Genomic DNA, 25,089 nt, shown 5'->3' on the forward strand with positions numbered 1-25,089 from the left:
CTCCCGCGAGAAAGCCAGTTCCCGGAGGAACCAGATGTCCGACAAGCTCGCCTACCGCATCGACCTGACCGGCCCGAGCGCCGACCGGTTCGACGAGATCCTCACCCCGGCCGCGGTGGAGTTCGTGGCCAAGCTGGACAACGAGTTCGCCGGTCGCCGCCGTGAGCTGCTCGACGAGCGGCGCCTGCGCCGGGAGAAGCTGGCCACCGGGGAGGAGAAGCTCGGTTTCCTGCCGGAGACCGCGCACATCCGCGCCGACGAGTCGTGGCAGATCGCCCCGGCCGCGCCCGGTCTGGAGGACCGCCGGGTGGAGATCACCGGGCCGACCGACCGCAAGATGACGGTCAACGCGCTCAACTCCGGGGCCAAGGTGTGGCTGGCCGACTTCGAGGACGCCAACGCGCCGACCTGGCACAACATGATCGACGGGCAGCTCAACCTCTACGACGCGATCCGCCGCGACATCGACTTCACCGGCGAGAACGGCAAGCGCTACACCATCGGTGACGACCCGGCCACCATCGTCGCCCGCCCGCGCGGCTGGCACCTGGTGGAGAAGCACATCCGCATCGACGGCCGCCCGGTCTCGGCGAGCTTGGTCGACTTCGGCCTGTTCTTCTTCCACAACGCGCGCCAGCTGCTCGCCCGCGGCCGCGGCCCGTACTTCTACCTGCCGAAGCTGGAGAACCACCGCGAGGCACGGCTGTGGAACGACGTCTTCCGCTTCGCCCAGCGGGAACTCGGCCTGCCGCAGGGCGCGATCCGGGCCACCGTGCTGATCGAGACGATCACCGCCGCGTTCGAGATGGACGAGATCCTCTACGAACTGCGCGAGCACGCGGCCGGGCTGAACGCCGGGCGCTGGGACTACATCTTCAGCGTGATCAAGAACTTCGGTGACCGCGGTGCCGACTTCGTGCTGCCGGACCGCGCGCAGGTCACCATGACCGTGCCGTTCATGCGGGCCTACACCGAGCTGCTGGTGCGGACCTGCCACAAGCGCGGCGCGCACGCCATCGGCGGCATGGCCGCGTTCATTCCCAGCCGCGACCCGGAGATCAACGCGAACGCGCTGGAGAAGGTCCGCCAGGACAAGGAGCGCGAGGCCGGCGACGGGTTCGACGGTTCATGGGTGGCGCACCCCGGCCTGGTCCCGGTCTGCCGCGAGGTGTTCGACGAGGTGCTCGGCGGCTGGCCGAACCAGCTCGGCAAGCTGCGCGAGGACGTGGTGGTCACCGCCGAGGACCTGCTCGACGTGGCCAGTGCGGGTGGTGAGGTCACCGAGGAAGGCCTGCGCGCGAACATCAACGTCGGCCTGCGTTACCTCGACTCGTGGCTGCGCGGCACCGGCGCGGCGGGCATCTCGAACCTGATGGAGGACGCGGCCACCGCGGAGATCGCGCGCTGCCAGGTGTGGCAGTGGATCCGCAACGGCACGAAGCTGGCCGACGGCACCGCGATCACCACCGAGCTGGCCTTCGAGATGCTGCGCGAGGAACTCGGCCGCATCCACGCCGACCTCGGCGCGGGCAACCGGCTCGACGACGCGCGCGACATCTTCGTCGAGACCGCGCTCGGGGAGAAGCTGCCCGCGTTCTTCACCACCTCGGCCTACGCGCGGTACCTGACCGCCTGAGCTTTCCGCGCCTGTCGAAAACATCCGGAACCCGCAACTTTAGGTACGCCTACTTAGCGGGTTCCGGATTGTTTTCACGTTCGGCCACCAGGCAGGCTCCGGCGAGTCGGACATCTCCCCCTCGTCGAGGAGTTTTCGTGATGAGACTGCGTCACGCGCTGGTCCTGGTGGCCGCGTCCGCACTGCCGATCGCGGTGCTGAGCGCGCCCGCCACCGCGGCACCCGTACTGGCCGCCCCGGACATCCCGGTGGCGAACGTGCAGGCCCACCTCACCGCACTGCAGAACATCGCCACCGCGAGCGGCGGCAACCGCGCCCACGGCCGAGCCGGCTACAAGGCCTCGATCGACTACGTGAAGGGCAAGCTCGACGCCGCCGGTTACCAGACGCAGCTCCACACGTTCAGCTACAACGGCGCCACCGGGTACAACCTGATCGCCGACTGGCCGGGCGGTGACCCGAACAACGTGATCATGGCCGGTGGGCATCTCGACAGCGTCACCGTCGGACCCGGCATCAACGACAACGGCAGCGGCTCGGCCGGTCTGCTCGAGGTCGCGCTGACCGTGGCCAAGCAGAACCTGCAACCGCAGAAGCACCTGCGCTTCGGCTGGTGGGGCGCCGAGGAACTGGGCCTGATCGGGTCGACGCGGTACGTGAACAGCCTGACCTCGGCGCAGCGCGCGGTGATCAAGGGTTACGTGAACTTCGACATGACCGGTTCGCCGAACCCGGCGTACTTCGTCTACTCCAGCTCGGGTCAGCCAGCCGGGTCGACCACCATCGAGAACACGCTGAAGGCCGGGTTCCAGGCCAAGGGCGTGCCGACCGAGCCGACCAGCGTCGGCGGGCGCTCCGACCACGCCGCCTTCGCCAGGGCCAACATCCCGATCGGCGGCACGTTCAGCGGCGCGGAGGGCATCAAGTCCTCGGCGCAGGCGCAGAAGTGGGGCGGTACCGCGGGCCAGGCGTTCGACCGCTGCTACCACCGCTCGTGCGACACCACGAGCAACATCAGCGCCACCTCGCTGGACCGGCACACCGACGTCATCGCGCACACGCTGTGGACGCTCAGCGGTGCGCCCGCCATGGCCGCGCTCGACTGCGTGCGCTGCCCCATCTAGTGGACCAGCCCTCGTGGTCGCGTGACCGGAGCCGCGGCCACGGGGGCGTTCAACCCCGGCTCGATCCGGCTCAGCCGGGGAAAGCGTTGCCGGTGGCGATCTTCGGGCGGCCCAGTACCTCGGGCTCGGAGATCCGCGCCCGGCGGTAGACGGCCGCGGTGTCCTCGGCTATCCGGCACCAGTCGAAGTCCGCGGCCAGCCGGGCCTGCGCGGCGGCGGCGCGGCGCCGCGCGGCCCGGTCATCCGCCAGCACGGTGTCCACCGCGGCCCCGAGCGCGGGCACGTCACCCGGCGCGAACGCCAACCCGGTCACCCCGTCGATGACCACCTCGCCGAGCCCGCCCGCGGTCGACGCCACCAGCGGCGCCTTCGCCGCCGCGGCCTCCAGCGCGACGATCCCGAACGGCTCGTACCGGCTCGGCAGCACCACCGCGTCCGCCGCGGACAGCACCGCGCGCAGGTCCCGGTCGGACAGGTGGCCGACGAACTCCACCGCCCGCCGGATGCGCAGCTTCTTCGCCTGCTCGACCAGTTCGTCCAGGTGCCTGCCCTTGCCCGCCACCACCAGCCGCGTGCCGGGGTGGTCGCGCCGGATGCGCGGCAGCGCGGCGAGCAGGTCCTGCACGCCCTTCTCCCACTCCAGGCGGCCGAAGTAGAGCAGCAGCGGAGCGCCTTCCGGGCTGTAGGTCCGCCGGGCGTGCTCGATCTCGGCGGCGGGCACCTGCCAGCCGCGTTCCTCGATGCCGTTGTGGATCACGGTGATCTCTTCCGGCGACACCTCGAACAGGTGCCCGACCTCCGCGCGCATCGCCTGTGAGCAGGTGATCAGCGCGTCGGAGCGGTTGGCCAGCCACCACTCGACCGAGTGCACCTGCTGGTTGAGCGGGTGCGAGAGCCAGCCGGAGTGCCGCCCGGCCTCGGTGGCGTGAATGGTGCCGACCAGCGGCACCCGCGCGGCCTCGGCCAGCGCGATCGCCGGATGGGTGACCAGCCAGTCGTGCGCGTGCACCACCTCGGGCTGCCAGCCGCGGAGCAGTTCGTTCCCGGCGCGGACCATCGCGTGGCCCATGGCCAGCGTCCAGGCCACCAGATCGCGTTCGAAGGTCACGTGCATCGGGTCCTCGGCGACCCGGATGATCCGCACGCCCTCGACCACCCGATCGGTCTGCGGATGCGTCGAGGCGTCGGTGCCGGCCACGTGACGGCACAGCACCACCACCTCGTGCCCGTCGCGGACCAGGTGCCTGGCCAGCGCGTGGACGTGCCGGGCCAGTCCGCCGACGACAACCGGCGGGTACTCCCAGGAGAGCATCAACACGCGCATGAGGGGCAGGTTACTCGTGAGTCAAGACGGCTCCGTGCGGCCGTGGCGGATCTTTGCCAGCATCGGGGGTGATGAGCACGGACTGGAAGCCCGCGGAGACCGCACTGACCACCCCGTGGACCGGCGAGGTCGGCCCGGGGAACGCCCTGCCCGAGTACCCGCGCCCGAGGCTGGTGCGCGAGCGCTGGCTGAACCTCAACGGCCTGTGGGAGTACAGCACCGAGAACAGCCGCGGGGAGCGGATCCTGGTGCCGTACCCGCCGGAGTCCGCGCTGTCCGGCATCGGCAGGCACGACGACCTGATGTGGTACCGCCGCACCTTCGAGATCCCCGGCGACTGGGCGGGGGAGCGGGTGCTGCTGCACTTCGGCGCGGTCGACCAGCGCGCCACCGTCTGGGTGAACCACCAGCTGGTCGCCGAGCACGAAGGCGGCTACACCGAGTTCAGCGCGGACATCACCGGCGCGCTGCGGGCGGACGGGCCGCAGGAGGTGCTGGTCCGCGCCGAGGACCGGGTGGACATCGGCACCTACCCGCTGGGCAAGCAGCGCCGGGCGCCCGGCGGCATCCTCTACACCGGCGCCTCCGGCATCTGGCAGACCGTCTGGCTGGAACCCGTGCCGCACGACCACATCCGGCGCCTCGACATCGACAGCGACCTGACCGGGCTCACCGTCACCCCGCGCGTGTCCGGCGGTGACCGGGTGGAGGTGGTGGTCAGCACCCCGGACGGGGACGAGGTCGCCCGCGCCGACGGTCCCGCCGGCCGCGCCATCCGCGTCGAGGTGCCGTCGCCGCGGTGGTGGTCCCCCGAGGACCCGTACCTGTACGACCTGACCGTCCGGCTGGGCGAAGACCTCGTCCGCGGGTACGCCGGGTTGCGCACCATCGGCGTCGCCCGCGACGAACGGGGCAGGCCGCGGATCGCGCTGAACGGCCGCGTCACCTTCCTGCACGGCCCGCTCGACCAGGGCTACTGGCCCGACGGCGTCTACACCGCGCCCACCGACGAAGCGCTGCGGTTCGACCTGGAGAAGACCAAGGAACTGGGCTTCAACTTCGTCCGCAAGCACGCGAAGGTCGAGCCCGCCCGCTGGTACCACTGGGCCGACAAGCTCGGGCTGCTGGTCTGGCAGGACATGCCGTCGCTGCCGGTGCTGCTGGACAACCCGCCGGGACCGCAGGCACCGCCCGTTCCCGAGGCACAGCGGCGGTTCGAGGCCGAACTGCTGGAGCTGATCGACCAGCTGCGCGGGGTCACCTCGCTCGTCGGCTGGGTGCCGTTCAACGAGGGCTGGGGCGAATACGACACCGTGCGGATCTCCGCGTTGGTCCGCGAAGCCGACCCCACCCGCATGGTGAACGCGAGCAGCGGCGTGAACTGCTGCCATTCGCACCACGACACCGGCGCGGGCGACATCTACGACGACCACACCTACGTCGGCCCCGGCCGTCCCGAAATCGTCGACGCGCGCGTGACCGTCGACGGCGAATACGGCGGACTGGGACTGGTGGTGCAGGAGCACACCTGGCCGGGACCGCCGATGGCGTACGAAATGACCGGCAGCCGCGAGGAACTGACCCGGCGCTACGCCGAGGTGAGCCTCGAACTCGCGGAACTCGTGCCCGCGGTGGGCCTTTCGGGTGCCGTCTACACCCAGACCACCGACGTCGAGAACGAGGTGAACGGGTTTTTCACCTACGACCGCAGGGCGGCGAAGCTCGACATCGCGGTGGCCGCGGAACACAATCGAAAGGCGATCGAGGCGGGCAGCCAGCCCCAAGATCGGTGACTTTCGGCCCTTTCCCGCAGCGGGCCGGGTTTGCCAGGTTGAGCCGGTGCGTCGGGGAAGCACACCGGAGGACAACATGGGCGGTTCGCGCGCGGAGTCGCTGAGTCACGGCGAATGCCTGCGCCTGCTGGGAAGGGCCGGGGTGGGGCGGGTGGTGTACACCAAGCACGCGATGCCGGCGATCGACCTGGTCGGGTACACGATGCGCGACGGCGCGGTGATCATCCGCAGCCCGGGGGACAGCGAACTGCCCTCGGCGGTGCGCAACGCGGTGGTCGCCTTCCAGGCCGACCGGCTCTCCGCCGACCTGACCGCCGGCTGGTCGGTGAGCGTGGTCGGGCACGCCACCGAGATCTCCGACCACGAGGAAGTGGAAAAGCTGTCCGGTGCCGCGCCGACGCCGTGGCCGGCATCGGCGGGCGACCGGTTCCTCAAGATCACCGTGAAGCTCGCGTCCGGCACCCGGATCGGCAACGGGCGATGATCAGCGTCTTCCTGGTCGACGACCACGAGGTGGTCCGGCGCGGGGTGGCCCACCTCCTCGAGTCGGACCCGGACCTCGAGGTGATCGGTGAAGCGGGCACGGCGGCGCAGGCGATGGCCCGGATTCCCGCGCTGCGCCCGGACGTCGCGGTGCTCGACGTGCGCCTGCCCGACGGCAACGGGGTGGAGCTGTGCCGCGACCTGCGCTCGCGCCTGCCGGGGCTCAACTGCCTGATGCTCACCTCGTTCACCGACGAGCAGGCCATGCTCGACGCGATCCTCGCCGGGGCGGGCGGGTACGTGATCAAGGACATCGACGGCATGCGGCTGGTCGCCGCGGTGCACGACGTCGGTTCCGGGCTGTCCCTGCTGGACAACCGCGCCGCCGCCGCGCTGATGGCGAAGCTGCGCGCGGAGGTGTCCGTCGACGGCCCGCTGGCCGGCTTGTCCGATCGCGAGCGGGAACTGCTCGGCTTCATCAGCGACGGGCTGACCAACCGCCAGATCGCCACGCGGATGAACCTGGCCGAGAAAACCGTGAAGAACTATGTTTCGCGGCTGCTCACGAAACTCGGCATGCAGCGCCGCACGCAGGCGGCGGTGCTGGCCACCCGGTTGCGCGGGCAGCGGCGCTGATCCCCCTGACCGGCGCTGTTTTTCGGCGGCACCGGGTGCGAATCTGGTTCGTGTGACCGAGGGTGAGGTCCTGCGACTGGTGGTGGTCCGCGCGCTGGAGCTGATCGGCGCCGACCACGTGCTGCTGGCGTTGCCCGCCGACGGCGGCGCCGAACTGGTGGTGGTCGTCTGCGCGGGAGCGGACGAGGCGGCCTTCGACGGCCTGCGCCTGCCCTGCGACGGCACGATCGGCGGCGCGGTCTTCCGCACCGGCAAGGCCCGTCGCGCGGTGACCCCCGGCCCCGGCCTCGACGATCGCTCCGGCGCGGCGATGGCGGTCCCGCTGGCCGGCGTGGACGAGTCGCTCGGTGTGCTGATCGCCTTGCGGGACAAGGGAAAGCCGGTGTTCACCGCGGATCGGGTGACGTTGGCGACCGGGTTCGCCGAGCAGGCCGCGCTGGCCGTGCGGACCGCGCGGGAGCACCTGCACCGGCACGAGCTGGACCTGCTCAACGAACGCGACCGGATCGCCCGCGAACTGCACGACCACGTGATCCAGCGGTTGTTCGCGGTGGGCCTTTCGCTGCAGGGCCTCGGGCGGGCCGCGGAATCCCCGGAACTCCGGCGGCGGCTGACCGAAAGCGTCGAGGACCTGCAGGAGGTGGTCCGCGAGATCCGCAACACGATCTTCGACCTGCACGGCGATCCGGCCGGCGCGACCTGGTTGCGGCGACGGCTCCAGCAGGTGATCGACGAGCTGACCGAGCACACCGGGGTGCGGGCGATCGTGCGGATGTCCGGTCCGCTCAGCGTGATCCCGCCCGAGCTGGCGGTGCACGCCGAGGCGGTGGTGCGCGAGGCGGTCGGCAACACCGTGCGGCACGCGATGGCGCGGTCGGTCACCGTGGCGGTGGCGGTGGAGAACGAGCTGAGCATCGGCGTCACCGACGACGGCTCCGGCATCTCGCCGGATTCGGTCCACAGCGGACTCGCGGCGCTGGCGGCGCGTGCCGCGGATGCCGGTGGCACGCTGCACGTGCAGGCTTCGCCCGAAGGGGGCACCCGGCTGCTCTGGTCGGTGCCGCTGCCGTGAGCGATACCCCCGGAAGTCCCTGTCTTCAGGGGACTTTCGGCCCTGCGGTCCCCGCCCGTCCCCGTGCGATGGTCGATGGTGAACCCTTCCCGGCGAAGGAGACCCGCGATGGACCACGGCTATCCCGACGAGCGGACCATGCGCACCGCGATCGAGCTGGCCGTGCGCGCGCCCTCGGTGCGCAACTCGCAGCCGTGGCGGTGGCGGCTCGGCGGGCGGACGGTGAACCTCTACGCCGGACGCGACCGCCAGGTGCCCCACACCGATCCGCGTGGCACGGACCTGCTGCTCGCTTGCGGGGCCGCGCTGCACCACCTCCGGATCGGGCTCGCCGTGCAGGGCTGGCGCACGCGGGTGTACCGGCTGCCCGACCCGGCCGAACCGGAGCACCTGGCCGCGATCGAGCTGTACCGCGGTGAGCCGGGCGCCGACGAGGTCGCGCTGGCCGCGGCCATTCCGCGGCGGCGGTCCGACCGGCGCCGCTACGACCAGCGGAGGCCACCGGAGTCGCACCTGTCCCTGATGATCGACCGCGCCGAAACCACCGGCGTGCTGGTGCGCGCCGCCACGGACCGCGGGGCGCGGCCACAGCTGGTGCGGGCGCTCGCCGAATGCGCCCACTACCAGCTGCTGGGGCCGGCCGTGCTGCTCGAACTCGCCGCCTGGCGCGGGCACTGGCCGCCGAGCGTGCCGGAGTACGACCACGAGTCGGTGCTGCTGGTGCTCGGCACCCACGCCGACGACCGCCTGGCGCGCCTGCGCGCGGGCGAGGCGCTGAGCGAGGTCCTGCTCTCGGCCACCGGGCTCGGCCTGGCGAGCTGCGCGCTGACCGATCCGCTCGGGGTGATCGACGTGCGCCCGATCCTGGCGAAGGAGTTGCTGGACGGGGCGCATCCGCAGGTGGTGTGCCGGCTGGGCTGGGCCCGGCTGAACGCCGAACCGCTCCCCGCCACCACACGGCGGCCGCTGGACGAGGTGGTGCAGAACTTCGCCGCGGTCGCCGTGTGACCAAGGGCCGCGAGCGGCCGGCCCGGCGTGCACAGCCGCCGACCCCTCGCGGCCCACCACGGCCAACCCGAGTGGGCGTGGCCGGGGGCCCCGCGCGGAGTGCTCGCCGCACGGTGCCCCCGGTCGGCCAGTTCGCTCAGGCGTGGAACTCCAGTACCGTGCGCCCGTCCGCGATCGGGGCTGAGCGGCGGAGAGCCAGGCCGCCGTCGGCGGCCAAGGCGGACAGCTCGGCGACGGTGCGTTCCCGGCCCGCGAAGCACATCAGCATGAACAGGTCGATGCCCGTGTCCGCGCCCTCGCCCCGCACCGGCTCGATCACGACCACCACGCCACCCGCTTCACGGCAGCGCGAGAGGATCTCGCGGGCGTGGTCGTCATCCCAGTCGTGAAGGATGTCGGAGAGCAGGTAGGCGTCGGCGCCCGCGGGAAGCGGGTCGAAGAAGCTGCCGGTGACAGTGCTCGCCCGGTCGCCGAATCCGGTTGCCGGGAAGCTGGGGCTGAGGTCCAGCACGACGCCCCGCACCTCGGGATGGGCTCGCAGGATCGCCGTCAGCACGGTTCCGTCACCGCCGCCGACGTCCACGATCGACGAGAACCGGCCCCAGTCGAAGCGCTCGGCGATCTGCCCGGCCTGCGTGCGGAAGCGCCAGTTCATCTGGGCGTCGAACGAGCGCCGCAACGCCGGATGCGCGTCGAGGTCGGCCCAGAAGTCGCGGCCGTACCGGCGCGGGTACGCGGGCTCGCCGGTGGTGATCGTGCCCAGCAGATCGGCGAAGGCGAGTTCGGCACGGCCACCGGCGCAGTTGATGTCCAGTAGGAGCTTCGGCCCCTCCTCGCGCAGTTCCGCGCCGAGCGCCGTGGGGCGGTAGCGGCCGGAGTCCACTTCGAACACTCCGACCGCGACCAGGTGGTCGAGCAGACAGCGCAACGCCGGGGCCGAAGTCCCCGTCGCCGCGGCGAGTTCCTCGGCGGTTCCTTCGTGTTCCGCCAGCCCGAGCGTCGCCGCCACCCGGATGGCCATCGGCGTGGCCAGTCCGGCCATGGCCAGGATCGGCATGGTCAGGGCAGCGCGGCTTCGATGGCCTTGACCACGGCCTCGTCCTCCGGCTCGGTGCGCGGGCGGAACCGGCCCAGCACCGTGCCGTCCACCCCGACCAGGAACTTCTCGAAGTTCCACTGCACGTCACCGGCTTCACCGTCGGCGTCGGCGACCGAGGTCAGCGACTCGTACAGCGGGTGCCGCCCGGCGCCGTTCACCTCGATCTTCGAGAACATCGGGAACGTCACGCCGTACGTGGTGGAGCAGAACGTCCGGATCTCCTCGGCGCTGCCCGGTTCCTGCCCGGCGAACTGGTTGCACGGGAACCCCGCCACCGCGAAACCCCGCGAGCCGAACCGCTCCTGCAGCTTCTCCAGCCCGGTGTACTGCGGCGTCAGCCCGCACTTCGACGCCACGTTCACCACCAGCAGCACCTTCTCGCCCAGCGCGCCGAGCGTGGTCGGCTCGCCGTCGAGGGTCTCCACGGTGATGTCCTTGATGTCCTTGATTCCCATCAGCACCTCACAGGTCGCGGGCATCAAGATGCCCGAATGGCTTGTCCGGCAACGACGTCGGCGCGCGCCCGGCCGCCAGCGCGTCGAACCGCTCGGTGTGCACGCGCGCCCGGCGCCGAGCGTAGTCGGCGGCGGAGTCCTTGGTGACCATGAACGCCCAGTCGCTGGACAGGGCCAGCAGCGCCTCGGTGACCAGCTGGTCCCGCACCGGATCGCGGTGTCCCCGCGCGCCCGGCGGCAGCGCGAGCAACCGCCGCTGCAACTCGGTGTTCGCGGTGACCATGTCGGCGACCTGCTCGCCGTCCCACACCCGCCAGTCCTTGCCCGAGCCCCACGAGGACGCGGGCAGTTCGACCGGCGCGCCGAGGTGACCGGCGTCCAGCGCGCCCTGCAACGTGGTCACCCGCACGCCCGCTTCCGGCAGCGCCCGCAGCACGGCCTCCAGCCACGCCGGGCCTTCGTGCCACCAGTGTCCGAAAAGCTCGGTGTCGTACGCCGCGACCACCAGTGATTCGCGCCCGTGCTGTTCGCGCAACGACCGCAGCCGCGTCACCACGGTGTCCACGAAGTCCTTGACGTGCAAGCGAAGCGTGTCCGCGGCGAGTGCCGGGTCGTAGGGCGCCTTGTCCACGGGCTCGACCTGCTTGCCGGTGACCCGCGACGGCTTGAGTCCCACGTTGTGGTCCCAGGTGTGGAAATCCCGGTACGAACCGTGCCCGGGATAACCGGCCTTCGGTGACCAAACCCGGTACGTCACCTCGAGATCACGCCCGAAGGCCACCACGTCAGACGAGCCGACGGTGCGAGCCGCCGACGTGTCACCACGCAGCGAAGGCCCGTCCACCAGGAATCGCTGCACCCCGGCCGCCGCGTAGTCGTTCTCCATGCCCGGCGCGTAACCGCATTCCGGCGCCCAGATCCCGGCCGGACGGTGACCGACGCGCAGTCGCGTGTCGGCGAGTCCGGTGCGCAACGCGAAGGCGCGCACCCGCGGGTCGAGCAGCGGCTGGAACGGGTGCGTGGCGGGGCCGCCGAGCAGTTCGATCGTTCCGGCGTCCACAAGGGACCGGAGCACCGGCGAGAAACCGTGCCGCCACCGGGTTTCCAGCTCCTCGCAGGCGCGATCGGCGGCCAGGTGCTCGGCCGCGGCCAGCGAGCGGAGCAGCGGGTCGCCCGCCCAGAGCGTGGACGCGTGCCGCGCGCGCAGCTGCCAGTGCCCGAGCCAGTGGTGGAAGGCACGCAGGCAGTACGGATCGTCGAGCTGCGCGGCCAGCACCGGGGTGACGCCAAGGGTGAGCACGTCGCGCTTGCCCTCGTCGGCGAAGCGGCGCAGCAGGTCGACCACCGGGAAGTACGAGTGCGCCCAGGCCTGGTACAGCCATTCCTCGCCGACCGGCCAGGAACCGTGGTGCGCCAGCCACGGCAGGTGGCTGTGCAACACCAGGCAGAACGTGCCTTCGTGCTCGCTCACTGCCGCACCGCCACGGCCACCAGGTCCAGGCTCGCGTCGAGGTCTTCGCCGTGCACCACGAAGTCCCCGGTGCGGATGGAGTCGACGTCGGCGAGCAGTTCGGGCGGCCACACCGCCTGGCCGGGCAGCGAGCCCATCACCACGTCCAGCTGCGCCTGGATGATCGAACCGCCGTACCGCTCGTCGAGCGCGCGCACGGCCGGACCGTGGTGCAGCCCGTGCAGCAGCTCCACTTCGAACCCGGCCTCGCGCAGCAGCTCGTCCAGCTCGGCCGGCGCGAGTTCCCTGGTGTGGTACGGATTCAGCGGCACGTCGCTGTCCGGGGTGAAGGTGAGCCGGTTCGGCGTGGTGACCAGCAGCCGCCCGCCCGGTCGCAGCACCCGCAGGCATTCGTCGAGGAAGCCGGCCTGGTCCCAGAGGTGCTCGATCACCTGGAAGTTCGCCACGACGTCCACAGTGGACGATCGGAGCGGCAGGCAGGCGAGATTGCCGCGGATCACGTCGAGCGCCGGGTAGCGCCGGGCCGCGTGCGCGGTGGTCGGCTCGTCGTAGTCCAGTGCGAGCACCCGCGGCGCGGAGGTGGCGATCAGGCCGGCACCGTAACCTTCGCCACAGCCCGCCTCCAGCACGGTCGCGCCCGCGCAGTAGGGGAGCAGGGCGGCGTAGGCGGCTTCGTGGCGCCTGAACCAGTAGTTCTCCTCGGGAACGTCCGGCACGGTGCGTTCTCCGGTGAGGTGCAGGGCCTCGGCGGGGGTGGTCACCGGATCACCCTGTCACATTCGCCGGGGCTACCCAGTCCAAAGGTCATGCAGTCGACATTCACCCGCGCCGCGCTGGCGCTGTTCGCACTGGTCGGATTTGCCACCGGAGCCTGGGCGTGCTTCCTGCCGGACTCCTTCTACCTGGACTTCCCCGGCTTCCGCAGCGGCTGGGTCTCGGCCGACGGGCCCTACAACGAGCACCTGATCCGTGACGTGGGCGCGATGTTCCTGGTGCTGGGCACGATCGCCGCCGCCGCGCTCGGGATGAAGACCACCGCCGCCGCGCGCCTGGCGGGGGCGGCGTGGCTCGTGCTCGGTGTGCCGCACACCACGTACCACCTGATCCACCTGCACGTGCTCGAGCCGGTGGACCAGGTGCTCAACGCGGTCGGCCTGGTCGCGGGCACGCTCGCCGCCCTGGCCGTGCTGCTGGTCCCAGGACGGCGGCGCGCCCCGGCACCGGCTTCAGCGGAGTAGAACCTGGTGGCACACGCGAGGCCGCTCAAAAGCGACCTCGCCGCCCCGCCGGAGGCGGGGCCGAAAGCTCAGTAGCCGCGGGGTTTGCCCTTGCCGCGCAGCTTGCCCAGCGCGTCCTTGGCCTGCTGGCGCTTGCGGGGATCGTTGGCGTACCGCTTGACCTGGTTGATCGTCTGGCGGCCCTGCGGGCTCTTGGCGAACCGCGCGATCTTCTGGAACAGCGATGCCATCTCAGTGCCCTCCTGCGCGTGGCGGTTTGTCCGGTTCGCCAGGACAACGAACCACGGGTCCACACGGTTCCCCGGTACTACCCGGTCACCCGGCCGGGGAAACGGTGATGCCCAGCGCGCCGGGGCCGACGTGCGCGCCGATGATCGTGCTGGCCTCCAGCGTCATGGTCTCGCGCACCTGCGGCATCCGGTGACGCAGTTGCTCGGCCAGCTCCAGCACGCGCTCGTCGTCGCCGAAGCGGACCAGCGCCACGTCGACCGGCTTGCCGCGGGCCTCCTTGGTGGCGAGGTCGACCAGCTTGTTCAGCGCGCGGCGGCGGCCGGGCACCCTGGACAGCGGCGCTACCTCTCCCTCGCGCACGGTCAGCAGCGGCTTGAGCGACAGCGCGCTGCCCACCATCGCCTGCGCGGAACCGATCCGCCCGCTGCGCTTGAGGTACTCGAGGGTGTCCACGTACAGCAGTTCCTTGCTGGTGCGGAAGCGGTACTCGGCGGCCTCGATCACCCGGCGCGGGTGCGCGCCGGCCGCGGCGGCCCGCGCCGCCGAGAGCGCGGCGAAGCCGAGGCTCATCCCGGTGGTGCCGCTGTCGAGCACGTGCACCGGGATCTGCACCTGCTGCGCGGCTTCCCTGGCCGCCTCCACCGTGGCGGACATGCGCCCGGAGATGTGGATGCTGACGATCGCGGTGGCCCCGCGGCTCATCGCGTCCTGGTAGGCCCAGAAGAAGGCCCCTGGATCGGGCGGGGACGTGGACACCGCCTGTCCCGCCCGCATCGCGGCCAGCAGGTCGGCGCGCGCGAAGCGCTGTTCGTCGTCGAGCCGATCGCCGACGTGCAGCTGGACCTGTGCGATGCCGATGTCCCACTGCTCGGCCAGCTGCTCCGGAAGGCAGGCGGTCGAGTCGGTCATCACGGCTACGTGGTTCACCACAGTCAGGCAGGCTAACCCCGCGGCGTCCAAATGGTGTAGTCCCGATGCCACTGGATGGGATGGAACACACACTGTACGCAGTCGGCCGGAAACTAACGGGACGATGGTCCCGATATTTGGCTCATCCAGGTGAATGCGGTCACCTCGGCGCGCGGGCGGACCCGGGTCTGCGCTTAACTACCGGCGAGTACAGCCCTGCGGGCGCGCTGAGGCGCCCGACGTAACGGGAGGTCGTGAAGGACCCATGACGAACATCGTTGTCCTGGTCAAGCAGGTGCCCGACACCTACTCCGAGCGCAAGCTCAGCGAGTCCGACCACACCCTTGACCGCGAGTCCGCCGATGCGGTGCTCGACGAGATCAACGAGCGTGCGGTCGAGGAAGCGCTGAAGATCAAGGAAGCCGGCGAGGGCGAGGTGACCGTGCTCGCGGTCGGCCCGGACCGCGCCACCGACGCGATCCGCAAGGCGCTCTCGATGGGTGCCGACAAGGCCATCCACGTCTCCGACCCGGCGCTGCACGGCTCCGACCTGCTCGCCACCGCGAAGGTGATCGCCGCCGCGGTGCGCAAGGTGGAGAACGTCGATCTGGTGATCGCCGGCAACGAGGCCTCCGACGGCCGCGGCGGTGCGGTACCCGCGGTCGTGGCCGAGCTGCTCGGCCTGCCGCAGCTCACCCACGCCCGGCAGCTGACCGTCGAGGGCACCTCGGTGAAGGTCGACCGGGAGACCGCGGACGAGGGCCTGACCCATCTCGAGGCGAGCCTGCCGGCGCTGGTCAGCGTCACCGAGAAGATCAACGAGCCGCGGTACCCGTCCTTCAAGGGCATCATGGCCGCGAAGAAGAAGCCGGTGGAGACCCTCACCGTCGCCGACCTCGGGATCGACGCCGGCGAGGTCGGCCTCGGCAACGCCTGGTCCGCCGTGGTGGAAGCCGCGCCGAAGCCCCCGCGCACCGCGGGTGAGCGCGTCGAGGACGACGGCGACGGCGGCAAGAAGGTCGCCGAGTACCTGGTCGGCCAGAAGATCATCTGAGACTGAGACTTGCTAGGAGACGGGAAACATGTCTGAAGTTCTGGTCCTCGTCGACCACGTCGACGGTGAGGTCAAGAAGTCCACGCTTGAGCTGCTGACCGCGGCCCGCGCGCTCGGTGAGCCGTCGGCCGTGGTGGTCGGCGAGCCGGGCACGGCGGGCAAGGTCAAGGACAGCCTGGCCGCCTACGGTGCCGCGAAGGTGTACGTCGCGGAGTCCGCCGACGCCGCCGGTTACCTGGCCACGCCGAAGGTGGACGCGCTCGCGCTGCTGGCCGAGAAGGCGTCCCCGGCCGCGGTGCTGGTCTCCGCGACCGCGGAGGGCAAGGAGGTGTCCGGCCGCCTCGCCGCGCGCCTGGACGCCGGGCTGCTGATCGACGTGGTCGGGGTCAACTCCGACGGCACGGTCGACCAGTCGGTCTTCGGTGGCGCGTACTCGGTGAAGGCCAAGTCCGCCAAGGGCACGCCGGTCATCTCGGTGCGTCCCGGTGCGGTCGAGGCCGAGCGGGCCGACGGTGCCGCCGCGGAGGAGGCCGTCGAGCTGCCCGCGGTGGACCCGGCCAAGTCGGCCAGGATCACCGGTGTGGAGCCGATCGTCGGCGGCGACCGCCCCGAGCTGACCGAGGCCTCGATCGTGGTCTCCGGTGGCCGCGGTGTCGGTTCGGCCGAGAAGTTCGACGTGGTGGAGAAGCTGGCCGACTCGCTCGGCGCGGCCGTCGGCGCCTCGCGTGCCGCGGTCGACTCCGGCTACTACCCGGCGCAGTTCCAGGTCGGCCAGACCGGTAAGACGGTCTCGCCGCAGCTGTACATCGCGCTGGGCATCTCCGGCGCGATCCAGCACCGGGCCGGCATGCAGACCTCGAAGACGATCATCGCGGTCAACAAGGACCCCGAGGCCCCGATCTTCGAGATCGCCGACTTCGGTGTGGTGGGCGACCTGTTCAACGTCGCCCCGCAGCTGACCGAGGCCGTCGCCGAGCGCAAGGGCTGAGGCTGTTCCTCGCGGGTTCTCGGCCTTCTCATACCTGAGAGAAGGCTGAGAACCCGCTATTAACTGAACGTGCACCGAGACGCCACCGCGCGGCTCTCCCGGTGGTTCTTCCCGGGCGTAGACCTAGTGGCATGACTCGATCACAGCTGCTCGTCAGCACTGATCAGGCCGGTGTCGAGCTGCCCGCGGGCGCTCCCCGCTACTCCCTTCTCGTCGCCAACGACAACGACGAAGTGGTCGCCGCGCAGCGCCTGCGCCACCGCGTTTTCGCCGAGGAGATGGGCGCCACCCTCCACTCGCCGCGGCCGGGGCTCGACATCGACGAGTTCGACCGGTTCTGCGACCACCTGGTGGTCCGCGACGACAACAGCGGCGAGATCGTCGGCACCTACCGCATGCTGCCGCCCGAGCGCGCCGCCGAAGCCGGCCGCCTCTACTCGGACACCGAGTTCGACCTGACCGCGCTCGCCGACCTCCGCCGCTCGCTGGTCGAAACCGGCCGCTCCTGCGTGCACCCCGACCACCGCAGCGGTGCCGTGGTGAGCCTGGTCTGGGCCGGTATCGCGCGCTACATGCTGTTGTCCGGCCACCGGTACCTCGCCGGCTGCGCCTCCGTTCCGTTGAACGACCGCGGGAGCTACGCCGCGGGCGTCTGGGATCTGTTGCGCACCAAGCACTACGCGCCCGACGAGCTGCGCGTGCGGCCGCTGAACCCGTGGCACAGCGAGGACGTATCCCGCCCGTCGCGTTCGGTGCTGCCGCCGCTGATCAAGGGGTACGTCCGGCTCGGCGCCAAGGTGTGCGGACCGCCCGCGCTGGACGCCGACTTCGGCGTCGCCGACTTCCTGGTCCTGCTGGACCTGCAGAACGTCGACGAGCGCTACCTGAAGTTCTTCCTCGGCGCCGGTGGGGTCGGGGGATGACCACCCGGCACGCGTGGATGCCGCCGTCGCCGTGCGGTGACCACTGCCTCACCAGCGGCGAGCCGACCGTCCACTTCGTCCGCCGGGTGCTGCGCTTCACCGCGGCGATCCTGATGGTGCTGACCGCGCTGGCCGCCGTGCCCGCGCTGCTGGTGCTGCGCGGCCGGGCGCTGGATCGCTTGGTGCGCCTGGTCTTCGGTGGCGTGCTCCGGTCCTTCGGCATCCGGCTGGTGGTGCACGGCGGGGCCGATCTCGCCGCCGACCCGGCCCGTGGCGCGCTGGTGGTGAACAACCACATCTCCTGGCTGGACATCGTCGCGATCAACGCGGTGCGCCCGATGCGCGCGCTGGCCAAGCGGGAGATCGCCGGCTGGCCGGTGCTCGGCCTGCTGGTGGCCAAGGCGGGCACCATCTTCCTCGACCGCGAGAAGCTGACCACGCTGAAGTCCACAATGGACGAGCTGGCGGCGGCGCTGCGCGGTGGCTCGCTGGTCAACGTCACCCCGGAGGCGACCACCTGGTGCGGCCGCGCTTCCGGCCGGTTCACCACGGCCACCTTCCAGGCCGCGATCGACGGCGGGGTGCCGGTGCGCCCGATCGCGCTGCGCTACCGCCTCGCCGACGGCCGGGAGACCACCTGGCCCGCGTTCATCGGCCCGGAATCGCTGATCGACTCGCTGCGCCGGGTCGCCCGGTTGCGCGGGCTGGTGCTGGAAGTCTTCGTCTGCCCGGAAATCGCGCCCGGTCGCGCGGCGGACCGCCGTGAACTGGCCGGGCTCGCCGAGGCCGCGGTGTCGGCCGCGCTCGGCACCGTCTCGATCCCGGCTCAGCGCCGTCGCAAGGTCCGCAAGGTTGCCGTTCCGCCCGCGAAAGTGAGTTGACCTCCACCGCGGTGGAGCTTGCAGGCTGGGGTCATGACCGACACCCTGGCTCCGGGTCGCGGCGTGCTCTGGACCAGGGAGCACCGCGTCACCACCACCGGCATCCTGCTGGTGATCACGCTCGTCGCGTTCGAGAACATGGGCGTGGCCACCGCCATGCCGACGATGGTCGACGATCTCGACGGCACCGCGCTGTACTCATGGCCGTTCACCTCGTTCCTGGTCGCCAGCGTGGTGGCGACCGTGTTGTCCGGCAGGCTCGGCGACGCGCGCGGCCCGAAGCTCGGCCTGCTGACCGGGCCGCTGCTGTTCCTGGCCGGGCTGGTGGTCGCCGGAACCGCGGTGACCATGCCGCTACTGCTGCTCGGCCGCGTGTTGCAGGGCTTCGGGTCCGGGCTCGTGCTGGTGGCGGTGTCCCTGCTGATCGGGCTCGTTTACACCGACCGCGAGCGCCCGGTGATCTACGCCGCGAACGCGGCGGCGTGGGTGCTGCCGGGGGTGATCGGGCCGTCGATCGCCGGGCTGGTCACCGAGCGGTTCGGCTGGCGCTGGGTGTTCCTGGGGTTGATTCCGCTGGTCGGCATCGCCGTGGCGCTGCTGCTTTCGGTGGTGCGGCGGATGGAGCCGCACGTGCCGGGGGAGACCGAGCGGCGCGCGGGGGTGCCGTCGGCGGTGGTCGTGGCGATCGGCGTGGCGGCGCTGACCTGGGCCGCGCAGCACCCGTCCCCGCTGGCGCTGGTCTACGGCGCGATCGGTGCGGTGGCGCTGGTGCTCTCGCTGCGACGGCTGCTGCCGCCCGGCACGCTGACCCTGCGCGCCGGTCTGCCCACCGTGGTCGGCGCGCGGGCGCTGCTGTCGGGCGCTTTCTTCGGTATGGAGGCGTTCCTGCCGCTGACCCTGAGCACCGTGCACGGTTACAGCCCGGCCGCCGCCGGTCTGCCGCTCACGGTCACCGCGCTCGGCTGGTCGGCGGCGTCGATGTTGCAGGGCCGCTACCCGGACTGGTCGCGGGAACTGCTGCTGCGCACCGGGTTCGCGCTGGTCGCGGTCGGTGTCGGGGTGTTCGCGTTCGTCGCGCAGCCGTGGGCGCCGGGGTGGCTCGCCTACGCGTGCACCGCGATCGGCGGTGCGGGCATGGGACTGGCGATGCCCTCGGTGTCCCTGCTCCTGCTGCGGTTCTCGCCGGTCGCCGAGCGCGGGTTCACCATGTCGGCCAGCCAGCTGGGGGACTGGGTGGGCTCGGCGCTGACCGTGGGCTTCGGCGGCGTGCTGCTCACCGCGCTGGGCTCGGCGGACCGGCCGTCGGCGGCGATGGCCGTGGTCGGGGCGTCGATGGCGGGGGTCGCGCTGATCGGCTACCTCGCCACGCGGCGGTGGCCGGAACGAGGGTAGGTGAGCATCGTCACAAGCCCTCCGGGGCTACCCTGGAGGGTGCGATGACCTATCTCGACCACGCGGCGACCACTCCCATGGTGCCCGCCGCCGTCAAGGCGATGACCGAGGCATTGTCCACCGTGGGCAACGCCTCCTCGCTGCATTCCTCGGGACGGCGGGCGCGGCGGCTGGTCGAAGAGGCCAGGGAGACCGTGGCGACCGCGCTGGGCGCCCGGCCGTCCGAGGTGATCTTCACCGGCGGTGGCACGGAGAGCGACAATCTCGCGGTCAAGGGCATCTTCTGGGCGCGCCGGTCCGCCGACGAGCGGCGCCGCCGCATCCTGGTCAGTTCGGTCGAGCACCACGCCGTGACGGACACCGTGGAGTGGCTGGCCGCGCACTCCGGCGCCGAGGTCGACTGGCTGCCCGTGGACGAGACCGGCCGGGTCGATCCGGCGACGCTGCGCGCGGCCGTCGAGCGCGACCCCGCCGACGTCGCGCTGGTCACGGTGATGTGGGCGAACAACGAGGTCGGCACGGTCAACCCGATCGCCGAACTCGCCGCGATCTGCGCCGAGCACGACATCCCGCTGCACACCGACGCGGTGCAGGCGGTCGGCGGTGTGCCGGTCTCCTTCGCCGAGAGCGGTGCCGCCGCGCTGACGCTGACCGGGCACAAGCTGGGCGGCCCGTACGGCGTCGGCGCGCTGCTCCTGGGCCGCGACACCGCGTGCACCCCGGTGCTGCACGGTGGCGGGCAGGAGCGCGACGTGCGGTCCGGCACGCTCGACGTGCCCGCCATCCACGCCTTCGCGGTCGCCGTGCGAGCGGCCGTCGACGCGCAGCCCGAGCACGCGAAGCTGGTGGGCGAACTGCGCGAGGAACTGGTCACCGCGGTGCTGCGCGAGGTCCCGGACGCCCGGCTCAACGGGCATCCCGAGCACCGGATCCCCGGCAACGCGCACTTCACCTTCCCGGGGTGCGCCGGGGACAGCCTGCTGATGCTGCTCGACGCCAAGGGCATCGAATGCTCCACCGGTTCGGCCTGCACGGCCGGGGTGGCGCAGGCGAGCCACGTGCTGCTGGCGATGGGAGCCGAGCCGGCCGCGGCCCGCGGTTCGCTGCGGTTCTCGCTGGGGCACAGCTCGAGCCGTGCGGATGTGGAGGCGTTGGCCGCGGTGATCGGCGGGGTGGTCGCGCGGGCGCGGCAGGCAGGACTTTCCGGGATGCGCAAGGCGAAGGCGGAGGTGTGAGGCGCATGCGCGTATTGGCTGCGATGAGCGGTGGCGTGGATTCGGCGGTCGCGGCCGCCCGCGCGGTGGAAGCCGGGCACGAGGTGGTCGGCGTGCACCTGGCGCTCTCGGCGAAGCCGGGCACGCTGCGCACCGGTTCGCGCGGGTGCTGCACGATCGAGGACTCGCGCGACGCCCGGCGGGCCGCGGACATCCTCGGCATTCCCTTCTACGTCTGGGATTTCGCCGAGCGCTTCACCGAGGAAGTGGTGGAGACCTTCGTCGGCGAGTACGCCGCCGGTCGTACCCCGAACCCGTGTGTCACCTGCAACGAGAAGATCAAGTTCGAGGCGCTGCTGGACAAGGCGATGGCGCTCGGCTTCGACGCGGTGGCCACCGGGCACTACGCGCGGTTGTCCATTGTGGATGGTGTGCCGGAGCTGCGCCGTGCGGTGGACTCGGGCAAGGACCAGTCGTACGTGCTCGCTTCGCTGACGCCGGAGCAGTTGCGCCACTCGATGTTCCCGCTGGGTGACTCGTGGAAGACCGAGGTGCGGGCCGAGGCGGATCGCCGCGACCTGGCGGTGGCCAACAAGCCGGACAGCCACGACATCTGCTTCATCCCGGACGGTGACACCAAGGGCTTCCTGGAAAAGCGCCTCGGTGCGCGGCCGGGCGACCTCGTCGACGCCGAGACCGGTGCGGTACTCGGGCGGCACACGGGTGTGCACGGGTTCACCGTCGGCCAGCGGAAGGGCCTGGGCATCGAGGCACCGGCGCCGGACGGCCGGCCGCGGTACGTGCTTTCGCTGGAGCCGGTCTCGGGCACGGTGAAGGTCGGGTCGCAGCGGGATCTGGGTGTGGATCGCATCGTCGCGGATCGTGCGGTGTGGCCCGCTGGACCGTTGGGCGGGCCGACGGAGTGCGTGGTGCAGGTGCGGGCGCACGGGGGGATTGCTTCCGCGGTGGCCGAAGTGGACGGTGGCGAGGTGATCGTCCAGTTGCGGGAGCCGTTGACGGGGGTGGCTCCTGGGCAGGTCGTGGTGCTTTATCGGCCGGATGGTGATGGGGATTTGGTGTTGGGGAGCGCGAAGATTTCGGCGACGGGGTAGGTGTGTTGGGGTCTGTGGACCGGGGATGGGGAAGGGCTGGGTGGGGTTGTGGTCGCCTCGAGTGCCCGGCTTGCGTTGGGGTGTCCCGGTTTGTGGCTTGCGTTGGGTTCGCCCGGCGCCCGGCTGCCGGGAGTGTGGCTTTCGCGGCGCCGGCCGCCGGCTAGAGCGCTAGTTTGAAGCCGGTGTGGGTGGGGGCGAAGCCGAGGCGTTCGTAGAAGCGGTGGGCATCGGTGCGTCGGGCATCCGAGGTCAGCTGGACGATGGCGCACCCCCGTGCTTTCGCCTCGTCGATGGCCCACTGGATCATGGTGGTCCCCAGGCCGGTGCCCCGCTGGCTGGAGTGCACTCGCACGCCTTCGATCTGTCCCCGCGAAGCGCCCGTCCGCGCCATGCCGTGGATGATCGACAGTTGCAGCGTCCCGACCGCCTCCCCAGCCACGTCGGCCACCATCAGCAGTTGGTTCGGGTCGGCGTCGATCGCCTCGAAGGCGGCGTAGTACGGGGCCAGCTCGCCGGGATCTTCCCGCCCCGCGCCGATGTCGTCGTCGGCCAGTAGCTGGGCGATGCGTTCGACGTCTTTTCGTTGTGCCCGCCGGATGTTGCTCACGTGCCGGAGTATTCCACGTGCACCGGCCGTTCGAAGAACGTTTCCAGCACCACCGTCGCCTCCGTGCCGCTCACGCCGTCGATCTCGTACAACCGCCGCAGTACTCCCTGCAACTCCTCGGTGCCGCGCGTCCGCACCTTCAGCATCAGCGTCGCCGCGCCCGCGACGATGTGCGCCTCCTCGATCTCCGGGATCACGGCGAGCGCGTCGTGGGTGTCGCCCATCCACGCGTTCGCGTGGACCTGCACGTAGGCCAGCACCCCGTAGTCCAGCGCCACCGGATCGACCTCCACGGTGGTCCGCCGGATCACCGCCGAATCCCGCAGCTTGCGCACCCGCTCGTGCGCCGCCCCGCTGGAGAGGCCGACCGCCCGGCCGAGCGCCGCGTACGACTGGGTGGCGTCGCGTTGCAGTTCTTCCAGCAACCGCCGATCCACATCATCCATGGCTTGACCATACCTCGTTCGGCAATGTTGGATGTATACAGGATGTCATTCAGTAGAAACGAGAAAATTATGGACACGGTTCCAACCGAGCTGGAAGTTCTGGACGAACGGTTCGCCCGCGTCGGCGGGGACGACCGGCTCGAGCGGCTGTACGAGGGCACCCGCTGGGCCGAGGGCCCGGCGTACTTCGCCGCCGGTCGTTACCTGGTCTGGAGCGACATCCCGAACGACCGCATGCTCCGCTGGGACGAGACCAACGGCGTGGTCAGCGTGTTCCGCGGCCCGGCCGGCTACACCAACGGCGCCACCGTCGACCCGCAAGGCAGGCTGGTCAGCTGCGAGCAGGGCAACCGGCGTGTCACCCGCACCGAGCCCGACGGCTCGATCACCGTCATCGCCGACAAGTACCGCGGGAAAAGGTTCAACAGCCCCAACGACGTGGTCGTCGCGGCCGACGGCGCGCACTGGTTCACCGATCCCAGCTACGGCATCGACAGCGACTACGAGGGCCACCGGGCGGAGAGCGAAATCGGCGCGTGCCACGTGTACCGGGTCGACGCCGGCACCGGCGAAGCCGCCATCGTGGCCGACGATTTCCGCCGCCCCAACGGATTGGCCTTCTCGCTGGACGGTTCGCGGCTCTACATCGCCGACACCGGGGTGAACCACATCCGCGTGTTCGACGTCCGCGAGAACGGCACGCTCGGCGGCGGCGAGGAGTTCGCCACCTGCGACGCGGGCCGGTTCGACGGGCTGCGCCTGGACAACACCGGCCGCGTCTGGGCCGCCGCCGGGGACGGCCTGCACTGCTTCGACCCCGACGGCACGCGCATCGGCAAGCTCAAGGTCCCCGAGGTGGTGGCGAACTTCGTCTTCGGCGGCCCCAAGCGGAACCGCCTGTTCATCTGCGCCAGCTCGTCGCTCTACTCGCTGATGCTCAACGTCACGGGAGCAGGTAGTGCCGGATACCGTCCACATCGGACACCCTGAGCTGACCGCGGAAGGCCAGCAGGTCAAGGTGCGCACCGGTTTCGTTGACCGCGAGGCACTGGTTGAACGCGTCCAGCTCACCGAGTTCGCGCTGCCGCCGGGTCCAGCCGAGCCGCAGCGCGACCTCGTACGCGGTGGTGGCGCCGCCGGCCACCCGCGTGCCGATCTCGTCGAGCCGGTTGTCGTGGTGCACCAGCAGTTCGTCGACGCGCGTGTGCACGCTGGGCGAAACCGGGCCGTGCGCGGGCAGCATGCGCCGGTCCGGCATGCCCCGCACCAGGCGGAGTGAGTCCAGGAACTCCTTCAACGGCAGATCCGAGCCGGCGGGCTGGAAGCCGATGGACGGGGTGATGTGCGGCAGCACGTGGTCGCCGGTGAACATCAGGTCCGCCGCGTCGTCGACAAAAACCAGGTGCCCGGCGGTGTGCCCGGGGGTGTGGACCACGTCCAGCTCACGATCCGGCAGCACGGTGCGGCGGCCGGGGGTGAGCCACTCGTCCGGCTCCTCCCACAGGTCGGTGTCCGTGCGCGGGCGCCGGTAGCCGCCGAACATCGCGGCCAGCGCCTCGATCACCGGCGTCGCACCGGCCCGGGTCAGCAGCCGGATCTGCGTGTTCAACGGCATGGTCGACGGATCACCGCTGATCTTCAGCGACTCCCGCTCGCCCTCGCCGAGCGCCACCCGCCCGCCGAACTCGCGGCGCAGCGCCACGGCCTGGGTGTAGTGGTCGCGGTGCACGTGGGTGACCAGGAACTCCGCCACGTCCGCGAGTTCCGCGCCGATCGCCTTGAGCCCGGCGCCGAGCAGTTCACGGGCCTCCACCAGCGCCCAGCCCGAGTCGATCAGCACCAGCCGCGAGCCGTCGGTGACCGCGTAGACGTTGATCGCCTTCAGCGCGTCGTTCGGCAGCGGCAGCGGAATCCGGTGGACGCCGGGCGAAACCGTGTACACGCCCGGCTCCGCCCAGTGCCGGGAGCCGTCGTCGGGGGAGAGTTCCATGCC

Annotated in this window: 26 protein-coding genes; 16 read left to right on the top strand and 10 right to left on the bottom strand. The window is 71.2% G+C overall.

The annotated features are described in order from the left end of the window. The first annotated feature begins 34 nt into the window (after positions 1 to 34). Both aceB and YIM_RS09435 read left to right on the top strand, forming a co-directional pair. Entirely contained in the window at positions 35 to 1,636 is a 1,602-nt protein-coding gene (gene aceB / locus YIM_RS09430) for a malate synthase A (RefSeq protein ID WP_153029982.1), read from the top strand. A 140-nt stretch (positions 1,637 to 1,776) separates the two neighbouring features. Further along, the gene (locus YIM_RS09435) at positions 1,777 to 2,760 is read left to right on the top strand and encodes a M28 family metallopeptidase (protein ID WP_153029983.1); all 984 of its coding nucleotides are present in this window, start codon (positions 1,777 to 1,779) and stop codon (positions 2,758 to 2,760) included. A gap of 70 nt (positions 2,761 to 2,830) precedes the next feature. Here the strand turns inward: YIM_RS09435 and YIM_RS09440 are convergent, their stop codons facing one another. Further along, a complete protein-coding gene (locus YIM_RS09440; protein WP_153029984.1) occupies positions 2,831 to 4,084 on the bottom strand; it encodes a glycosyltransferase family 4 protein in 1,254 nt (417 codons plus the stop codon). Positions 4,085 to 4,155: 71 nt separating this feature from the next. Between YIM_RS09440 and YIM_RS09445 the strand changes: the two genes are divergently transcribed. From YIM_RS09445 to YIM_RS09465, 5 genes are all read left to right on the top strand, one after another. Next, on the top strand, positions 4,156 to 5,877 hold the full coding sequence (locus YIM_RS09445; RefSeq protein WP_153029985.1) for a glycoside hydrolase family 2 protein: 1,722 nt from the start codon (positions 4,156 to 4,158) through the stop codon (positions 5,875 to 5,877). Positions 5,878 to 5,923: 46 nt separating this feature from the next. Then, on the top strand, positions 5,924 to 6,361 hold the full coding sequence (locus YIM_RS09450; RefSeq protein WP_153029986.1) for a pyridoxamine 5'-phosphate oxidase family protein: 438 nt from the start codon (positions 5,924 to 5,926) through the stop codon (positions 6,359 to 6,361). After that, positions 6,358 to 6,996, top strand: coding sequence for a response regulator transcription factor (locus tag YIM_RS09455; protein WP_153029987.1), 639 nt, complete (start codon positions 6,358 to 6,360; stop codon positions 6,994 to 6,996). Before YIM_RS09450 ends, YIM_RS09455 begins: the two co-directional genes overlap by 4 nt. A gap of 52 nt (positions 6,997 to 7,048) precedes the next feature. Beyond that, the gene (locus YIM_RS09460) at positions 7,049 to 8,068 is read left to right on the top strand and encodes a GAF domain-containing sensor histidine kinase (protein WP_194240098.1); all 1,020 of its coding nucleotides are present in this window, start codon (positions 7,049 to 7,051) and stop codon (positions 8,066 to 8,068) included. 108 nt (positions 8,069 to 8,176) lie between these two features. Continuing rightward, the gene (locus YIM_RS09465) at positions 8,177 to 9,076 is read left to right on the top strand and encodes an NAD(P)H nitroreductase (protein WP_153029989.1); all 900 of its coding nucleotides are present in this window, start codon (positions 8,177 to 8,179) and stop codon (positions 9,074 to 9,076) included. Positions 9,077 to 9,212: 136 nt separating this feature from the next. Here YIM_RS09465 and YIM_RS09470 read toward each other — a convergent pair whose 3' ends face one another. From YIM_RS09470 to YIM_RS09485, 4 genes are read right to left on the bottom strand one after another with little or no spacing between them, the layout of a single operon-like run. Further along, entirely contained in the window at positions 9,213 to 10,133 is a 921-nt protein-coding gene (locus YIM_RS09470) for a methyltransferase (RefSeq protein ID WP_153029990.1), read from the bottom strand. Positions 10,134 to 10,135: 2 nt separating this feature from the next. Then, entirely contained in the window at positions 10,136 to 10,630 is a 495-nt protein-coding gene (locus YIM_RS09475; RefSeq protein ID WP_153029991.1) for a glutathione peroxidase, read from the bottom strand. 7 nt (positions 10,631 to 10,637) lie between these two features. Next, a complete protein-coding gene (locus tag YIM_RS09480; RefSeq protein ID WP_153029992.1) occupies positions 10,638 to 12,101 on the bottom strand; it encodes a glycoside hydrolase family 57 protein in 1,464 nt (487 codons plus the stop codon). Next, positions 12,098 to 12,862: a bifunctional 2-polyprenyl-6-hydroxyphenol methylase/3-demethylubiquinol 3-O-methyltransferase UbiG gene (locus tag YIM_RS09485; protein ID WP_153029993.1), complete on the bottom strand. Its 765-nt coding sequence runs from the start codon at positions 12,860 to 12,862 to the stop codon at positions 12,098 to 12,100. The genes YIM_RS09480 and YIM_RS09485 overlap by 4 nt, the downstream gene beginning before the upstream one ends. A gap of 45 nt (positions 12,863 to 12,907) precedes the next feature. Between YIM_RS09485 and YIM_RS09490 the strand changes: the two genes are divergently transcribed. Continuing rightward, complete coding sequence (locus tag YIM_RS09490) at positions 12,908 to 13,339, top strand: hypothetical protein (RefSeq protein ID WP_153029994.1); 432 nt, start codon at positions 12,908 to 12,910, stop codon at positions 13,337 to 13,339. Positions 13,340 to 13,407: 68 nt separating this feature from the next. Here YIM_RS09490 and YIM_RS48560 read toward each other — a convergent pair whose 3' ends face one another. Beyond that, positions 13,408 to 13,569 (bottom strand): hypothetical protein, encoded by a 162-nt coding sequence (locus YIM_RS48560; protein WP_194240099.1) that lies wholly within the window; start codon positions 13,567 to 13,569, stop codon positions 13,408 to 13,410. 85 nt (positions 13,570 to 13,654) lie between these two features. Continuing rightward, positions 13,655 to 14,479, bottom strand: coding sequence for a DegV family protein (locus tag YIM_RS09495; protein ID WP_194240100.1), 825 nt, complete (start codon positions 14,477 to 14,479; stop codon positions 13,655 to 13,657). 265 nt (positions 14,480 to 14,744) lie between these two features. On the opposite strand from YIM_RS09495, the gene YIM_RS09500 reads away from it, so the two are divergent. From YIM_RS09500 to mnmA, 7 genes are all read left to right on the top strand, one after another. Further along, on the top strand, positions 14,745 to 15,533 hold the full coding sequence (locus YIM_RS09500; RefSeq protein ID WP_153029996.1) for an electron transfer flavoprotein subunit beta/FixA family protein: 789 nt from the start codon (positions 14,745 to 14,747) through the stop codon (positions 15,531 to 15,533). 28 nt (positions 15,534 to 15,561) lie between these two features. Further along, the gene (locus YIM_RS09505) at positions 15,562 to 16,521 is read left to right on the top strand and encodes an electron transfer flavoprotein subunit alpha/FixB family protein (RefSeq protein ID WP_153029997.1); all 960 of its coding nucleotides are present in this window, start codon (positions 15,562 to 15,564) and stop codon (positions 16,519 to 16,521) included. 131 nt (positions 16,522 to 16,652) lie between these two features. Next, positions 16,653 to 17,444, top strand: coding sequence for a GNAT family N-acetyltransferase (locus YIM_RS09510; RefSeq protein WP_153029998.1), 792 nt, complete (start codon positions 16,653 to 16,655; stop codon positions 17,442 to 17,444). Next, positions 17,441 to 18,325 (top strand): 1-acyl-sn-glycerol-3-phosphate acyltransferase, encoded by an 885-nt coding sequence (locus YIM_RS09515; protein ID WP_228004648.1) that lies wholly within the window; start codon positions 17,441 to 17,443, stop codon positions 18,323 to 18,325. The genes YIM_RS09510 and YIM_RS09515 overlap by 4 nt, the downstream gene beginning before the upstream one ends. 33 nt (positions 18,326 to 18,358) lie before the next feature. Further along, a complete protein-coding gene (locus YIM_RS09520) occupies positions 18,359 to 19,717 on the top strand; it encodes an MFS transporter (protein ID WP_153029999.1) in 1,359 nt (452 codons plus the stop codon). A 44-nt stretch (positions 19,718 to 19,761) separates the two neighbouring features. Beyond that, positions 19,762 to 20,952, top strand: coding sequence for a cysteine desulfurase family protein (locus tag YIM_RS09525; RefSeq protein WP_153030000.1), 1,191 nt, complete (start codon positions 19,762 to 19,764; stop codon positions 20,950 to 20,952). A gap of 5 nt (positions 20,953 to 20,957) precedes the next feature. Next, entirely contained in the window at positions 20,958 to 22,043 is a 1,086-nt protein-coding gene (gene mnmA, locus YIM_RS09530; RefSeq protein ID WP_153030001.1) for a tRNA 2-thiouridine(34) synthase MnmA, read from the top strand. 160 nt (positions 22,044 to 22,203) lie between these two features. Here mnmA and YIM_RS09535 read toward each other — a convergent pair whose 3' ends face one another. Together YIM_RS09535 and YIM_RS09540 are read right to left on the bottom strand one after the other, a co-directional pair. Beyond that, positions 22,204 to 22,650, bottom strand: coding sequence for a GNAT family N-acetyltransferase (locus tag YIM_RS09535; RefSeq protein ID WP_153030002.1), 447 nt, complete (start codon positions 22,648 to 22,650; stop codon positions 22,204 to 22,206). Further along, positions 22,647 to 23,096, bottom strand: a complete 450-nt coding sequence (locus tag YIM_RS09540; RefSeq protein WP_153030003.1) for an Lrp/AsnC family transcriptional regulator — start codon at positions 23,094 to 23,096, stop codon at positions 22,647 to 22,649. Before YIM_RS09540 ends, YIM_RS09535 begins: the two co-directional genes overlap by 4 nt. Before the next feature lie 69 nt (positions 23,097 to 23,165). On the opposite strand from YIM_RS09540, the gene YIM_RS09545 reads away from it, so the two are divergent. Further along, entirely contained in the window at positions 23,166 to 24,086 is a 921-nt protein-coding gene (locus YIM_RS09545) for an SMP-30/gluconolactonase/LRE family protein (RefSeq protein ID WP_153030004.1), read from the top strand. Here the strand turns inward: YIM_RS09545 and YIM_RS09550 are convergent. Then, positions 24,040 to 25,086, bottom strand: a complete 1,047-nt coding sequence (locus YIM_RS09550) for an MBL fold metallo-hydrolase (RefSeq protein WP_153030005.1) — start codon at positions 25,084 to 25,086, stop codon at positions 24,040 to 24,042. The genes YIM_RS09545 and YIM_RS09550 overlap by 47 nt on opposite strands. Positions 25,087 to 25,089 lie beyond the last annotated feature (3 nt).

Source organism: Amycolatopsis sp. YIM 10 (assembly GCF_009429145.1).
Taxonomy (GTDB): domain Bacteria; phylum Actinomycetota; class Actinomycetes; order Mycobacteriales; family Pseudonocardiaceae; genus Amycolatopsis.

Excerpts from the sequence above, each read along its gene's own strand:
- YIM_RS09540 (WP_153030003.1), bottom strand. The coding sequence starts at position 23,096 with ATGGATGATGTGGATCGGCGGTTGCTGGAAGAACTGCAACGCGACGCC.
- YIM_RS09445 (WP_153029985.1), top strand. The coding sequence starts at position 4,156 with ATGAGCACGGACTGGAAGCCCGCGGAGACCGCACTGACCACCCCGTGG.
- YIM_RS09525 (WP_153030000.1), top strand. The coding sequence starts at position 19,762 with ATGACCTATCTCGACCACGCGGCGACCACTCCCATGGTGCCCGCCGCC.
- YIM_RS09515 (WP_228004648.1), top strand. The coding sequence starts at position 17,441 with ATGACCACCCGGCACGCGTGGATGCCGCCGTCGCCGTGCGGTGACCAC.
- YIM_RS09490 (WP_153029994.1), top strand. The coding sequence starts at position 12,908 with ATGCAGTCGACATTCACCCGCGCCGCGCTGGCGCTGTTCGCACTGGTC.
- aceB (WP_153029982.1), top strand. The coding sequence starts at position 35 with ATGTCCGACAAGCTCGCCTACCGCATCGACCTGACCGGCCCGAGCGCC.
- YIM_RS09465 (WP_153029989.1), top strand. The coding sequence starts at position 8,177 with ATGGACCACGGCTATCCCGACGAGCGGACCATGCGCACCGCGATCGAG.
- YIM_RS09495 (WP_194240100.1), bottom strand. The coding sequence starts at position 14,479 with ATGACCGACTCGACCGCCTGCCTTCCGGAGCAGCTGGCCGAGCAGTGG.
- YIM_RS09505 (WP_153029997.1), top strand. The coding sequence starts at position 15,562 with ATGTCTGAAGTTCTGGTCCTCGTCGACCACGTCGACGGTGAGGTCAAG.
- YIM_RS09520 (WP_153029999.1), top strand. The coding sequence starts at position 18,359 with ATGACCGACACCCTGGCTCCGGGTCGCGGCGTGCTCTGGACCAGGGAG.
- YIM_RS48560 (WP_194240099.1), bottom strand. The coding sequence starts at position 13,569 with ATGGCATCGCTGTTCCAGAAGATCGCGCGGTTCGCCAAGAGCCCGCAG.
- YIM_RS09500 (WP_153029996.1), top strand. The coding sequence starts at position 14,745 with ATGACGAACATCGTTGTCCTGGTCAAGCAGGTGCCCGACACCTACTCC.
- YIM_RS09470 (WP_153029990.1), bottom strand. The coding sequence starts at position 10,133 with ATGCCGATCCTGGCCATGGCCGGACTGGCCACGCCGATGGCCATCCGG.
- mnmA (WP_153030001.1), top strand. The coding sequence starts at position 20,958 with ATGCGCGTATTGGCTGCGATGAGCGGTGGCGTGGATTCGGCGGTCGCG.
- YIM_RS09510 (WP_153029998.1), top strand. The coding sequence starts at position 16,653 with ATGACTCGATCACAGCTGCTCGTCAGCACTGATCAGGCCGGTGTCGAG.
- YIM_RS09550 (WP_153030005.1), bottom strand. The coding sequence starts at position 25,086 with ATGGAACTCTCCCCCGACGACGGCTCCCGGCACTGGGCGGAGCCGGGC.
- YIM_RS09475 (WP_153029991.1), bottom strand. The coding sequence starts at position 10,630 with ATGGGAATCAAGGACATCAAGGACATCACCGTGGAGACCCTCGACGGC.
- YIM_RS09455 (WP_153029987.1), top strand. The coding sequence starts at position 6,358 with ATGATCAGCGTCTTCCTGGTCGACGACCACGAGGTGGTCCGGCGCGGG.
- YIM_RS09435 (WP_153029983.1), top strand. The coding sequence starts at position 1,777 with ATGAGACTGCGTCACGCGCTGGTCCTGGTGGCCGCGTCCGCACTGCCG.
- YIM_RS09545 (WP_153030004.1), top strand. The coding sequence starts at position 23,166 with ATGGACACGGTTCCAACCGAGCTGGAAGTTCTGGACGAACGGTTCGCC.
- YIM_RS09440 (WP_153029984.1), bottom strand. The coding sequence starts at position 4,084 with ATGCGCGTGTTGATGCTCTCCTGGGAGTACCCGCCGGTTGTCGTCGGC.